Origin of the sequence: Ohtaekwangia sp. (assembly GCF_036568665.1) — a bacterium.
Lineage (GTDB): Bacteria > Bacteroidota > Bacteroidia > Cytophagales > Cyclobacteriaceae > Ohtaekwangia.
This window is the reverse complement of sequence record NZ_DATCSD010000196.1, coordinates 1-3,317: the sequence shown is the minus strand read 5'-3', so window position 1 is coordinate 3,317 and position 3,317 is coordinate 1. Positions and strand designations below refer to the sequence as shown.

Genomic DNA, 3,317 nt, shown 5'->3' with positions numbered 1-3,317 from the left:
GACAATCATCTCTTCGATAAGTGTTTTCTGGATAGAGGAAACAGACTCTTCAATGAGGTGGCTGCGATCGTATACTATATCAAATTTTACTCCTTCCGGAAATCCTTTTGCTACATCCTGCATCTTGACTTTAATTGCGCGAATCACTTCGTCAGCATTTTCGCCATAGCGCATTACTACTATACCGCCTACCGCTTCGCCTTCTCCGTTCTGATCAAATATACCGAGGCGGGTTTCACCGGTCATTTGCACAGTAGCTATATCGCGGATCTTTACCGGTATCGTGTTGATGGTCTTTACCGGTATATTTTCAATCTCGTCTACCGATTTCAGATAACCAGTGGTCTTGATGATATAGCCTATATCACTCATCTCGAACTTGCGTCCACCGGCTTCGTTGTTGTTACTGCGAATGGATTGAATGACTTCCTGTGTGGAAAGACCATAGTAGGTAAGGCGATTTGGATTGATCGTTACCTGGTATTGTTTCTGAAAACCACCGAATGATGCAATCTCACTAACACCCGGCACATTTTGAAGGCAAACTTTACATACCAGTCTTGCAGCGCACGTTGTTCACCCAGATCCATACCCGGGGCATCCAAGGTATACCAGAGTATATGGCCAACACCGGTTCCGTCTGGTCCAAGCGTTGGAGTTACACCTTCGGGTAACAGACGGGTAGCATAGTTGAGCCGTTCGAGCACACGCTCGCGTGCCCAGTATATATCCGTGTTGTCCTGAAAGATCACATAGACGAAGCTCATGCCGAACATGGACGAGCCGCGTACATATTTTACCTGTGGCAATCCCTGCAGGTTTGTAACCAGCGGATACGTTACCTGGTCTTCCATGATCTGCGGACTGCGTCCCATCCATTCAGTAAACACGATCACCTGATTCTCCGACAGATCGGGTATAGCGTCAATTTTATTTTCGCGCACAGCATAAATGCCCCACGCGAAGAGCCCTGCCGCAACCAGCAAGACGAGGAACCTGTTTCGTAACGACAGGGAAATTAAGTTTTCAATCATGGTACAAACCCTGAAGAAAGAAATGAGAAAATGTAAAGGATAAAGTATATATCGCCCGCAGTATAGACTATAGATGCAAGGCGTTGGAAGCTATATCAGCTTCGGGGAGAAGTAACAATCAAATAAGGAATGTGCTGAGAGAAACGGTGCGGTCTTCAGACCGTAATTGCGGATCGTAGTTATAGTATTTTGTCTGCGACAGGGGAGAAGCCGGTATAATTTCAGAGATCAATACAACGGGGAGGTTGATGTCAACGGCTGCGGCAGGCGCAATAGTAATATGGGTAACGGGTGCTTTAAATCCCTGGCCTTCGTGTACAATGGTTTCGTCTTCGCAGCAGGGAGCGGCTTTATGGCGATGGCATGGCGGGAGTTGTTTCTCCATGGCACAGCCTTCAGCCTTGGTAAAGAAGGCTATATTCTGAACACGCCCCTGGCACAGATGCACACCAATAGTAAAACTGCTTGCCGAAAGGAATGTCAGCAAGGCCAGTACAATGGATACTATGGGACGGAATGTTTTCATGAATACAATTCAAATGTACGGATTTTCAGCATAGAAGGATTTATATTTTAAGGAGATTCGTTTGTATAATTTTTGATTTCCCGCCTTTTTCCCGCAGATCGCGCAGATTTACGCAGATAAATAATAGAGACCGAAAGTATTGGAGACGGGAAGTCCGGAAGTAATCTTTGGAGCTCACACTCCCATAGCTATCAGGTGTTAATCTGCGTTTATCAGCGAGATCAGCAGGAAATAATTTTAATGAATCATTAATCCATTTCCCCGCTCTATAGTCTAAGCCCTCAAACAAACACAACATGCAACGAGCAGGAATAATTACTTGGATACTCTTTTGCCTGACAACGCTGTCGCTATCGGTTCAGGCACAGGATAAGTTAGATAAGCTTTTTTCGGAGACCACTCCGGAACAGCGGGCACAATTACAAACAGACAACATGCAGGAAAAGCTTCAGCTTAGCGATGAACAGAAAACAAAAGTATATGCCATTAATCTGAAGTATGCACAAAAGATGGAAGATACCTATAGAGCCGGTGGTGGTAAACTGCAGCGTCTGCGTAGTATGAAAGTGGTAGCAAATGAAAAAGATGGTGAGTTGAAAAACGTTCTCAATAAAGAGCAGTATAAACTTTACGAAACCTATAAAGACGAAATGAAGGAGAATGTAAAGGAAAAGGTAAAGGAGAAGCGAAGCGAGAATTGAGATGTATATATTTATAGTATTATATTTTTTGAGGCTGTGTTTTGCAGCAGCAATACCCAGTGAAAAATCACAGGCAAAATCAGACGGGTATGAAGGCCCGATCGCTAAACCCGTTTCCGGCTATGGTGCAGAGGGTATACATTCAATAAATCGAATAGCGTTTGATAACCCCGCCTATAAAAATGGGAATCAACCAGAGATATTTTATGCAGGAGATATACCCGGGCCTCTGCCGACTATATTTTTCTCTCACGGATTTGGCGCTACCAGGAGTACATTTTATCAGGGTATGATGGACTTCCTGGCGCGTAAAGGATATGCCGTGGTATATGTGCCGTATCCTATTCGCGCAGAAGATGTAGAAGCACGCTATACTATACTCTGGTCTGGCTTTAAAGAAGCTGTAAGAAAATATCCGCAGATAATAGACACTACAAAAGTTGGTTTTGCCGGGCACTCATTTGGTGGTGGCGCTTCTTTTTCGCTGGCCTATAAAGGTTTTGTAGAAGAAGGCTGGGGAGAGAAGGGAAGATTTATTTTTTCGCTTGCACCATGGTATTCCTATAGTATATCGGATAAACAACTGGCCGGCTTTCCGAAGAATACAAAATTACTCATGGAAGTATATGCTGATGATGAAATGAACGATCATCGTATGGCGATTGATATATTTAATAGTATAGGGATCGATAATAGCGAAAAAGATTATGTGGTTGTGGAGTCGGATGACGTTGATGGATATACCTATCGCGCAGATCATTCATTACCTGTAACGCATGCACAACGACAGCGTCCACTGGATGCGTACGATTACTATGCAGTATATCGCTTGCTGGATGCGCTGATCGACTATAGCCTTAATAATAACGCTGCTGCGAAAGATATAGCTTTGGGGAACGGATCAGCGCAGCAAGTTACCATGCCGTCTTATAAACAGGACACGTTGAAGCCCCTCATCGTAACCGATCAGCCTCAACCCTCGCACGACTCGAAGTATTATTTCTTCCCCTGCAGCAGCCAGCGCAATCCGCGGGCTGCGCTTTGTAACTGAATTTT

The 3,317-nt window shown here is 44.5% G+C and carries 3 protein-coding genes and 1 pseudogene; 2 read left to right on the top strand and 2 right to left on the bottom strand.

Annotated elements, in window-relative coordinates; genetic code table 11:
- Together VIN08_RS11165 and VIN08_RS11160 are read right to left on the bottom strand one after the other, a co-directional pair.
- Positions 1-1,034, bottom strand: a pseudogene (locus VIN08_RS11165) (efflux RND transporter permease subunit); the annotation flags it as partial.
- A gap of 118 nt (positions 1,035-1,152) precedes the next feature.
- On the bottom strand, positions 1,153-1,560 hold the full coding sequence (locus tag VIN08_RS11160; protein WP_331964607.1) for an HYC_CC_PP family protein: 408 nt from the start codon (positions 1,558-1,560) through the stop codon (positions 1,153-1,155).
- A gap of 296 nt (positions 1,561-1,856) precedes the next feature.
- Between VIN08_RS11160 and VIN08_RS11155 the strand changes: the two genes are divergently transcribed.
- Together VIN08_RS11155 and VIN08_RS11150 are read left to right on the top strand one after the other, a co-directional pair.
- Positions 1,857-2,261: a hypothetical protein gene (locus VIN08_RS11155; protein WP_331964604.1), complete on the top strand. Its 405-nt coding sequence runs from the start codon at positions 1,857-1,859 to the stop codon at positions 2,259-2,261.
- Between the two features lie 28 nt (positions 2,262-2,289).
- On the top strand, positions 2,290-3,312 hold the full coding sequence (locus tag VIN08_RS11150; protein ID WP_331964601.1) for a hypothetical protein: 1,023 nt from the start codon (positions 2,290-2,292) through the stop codon (positions 3,310-3,312).
- The last annotated feature ends 5 nt before the right edge of the window (positions 3,313-3,317 follow it).

Coding starts and splice junctions, on each gene's coding strand:
- VIN08_RS11160 (WP_331964607.1), bottom strand. CDS start 1,560: ATGAAAACATTCCGTCCCATAGTATCCATTGTACTGGCCTTGCTGACA.
- VIN08_RS11155 (WP_331964604.1), top strand. CDS start 1,857: ATGCAACGAGCAGGAATAATTACTTGGATACTCTTTTGCCTGACAACG.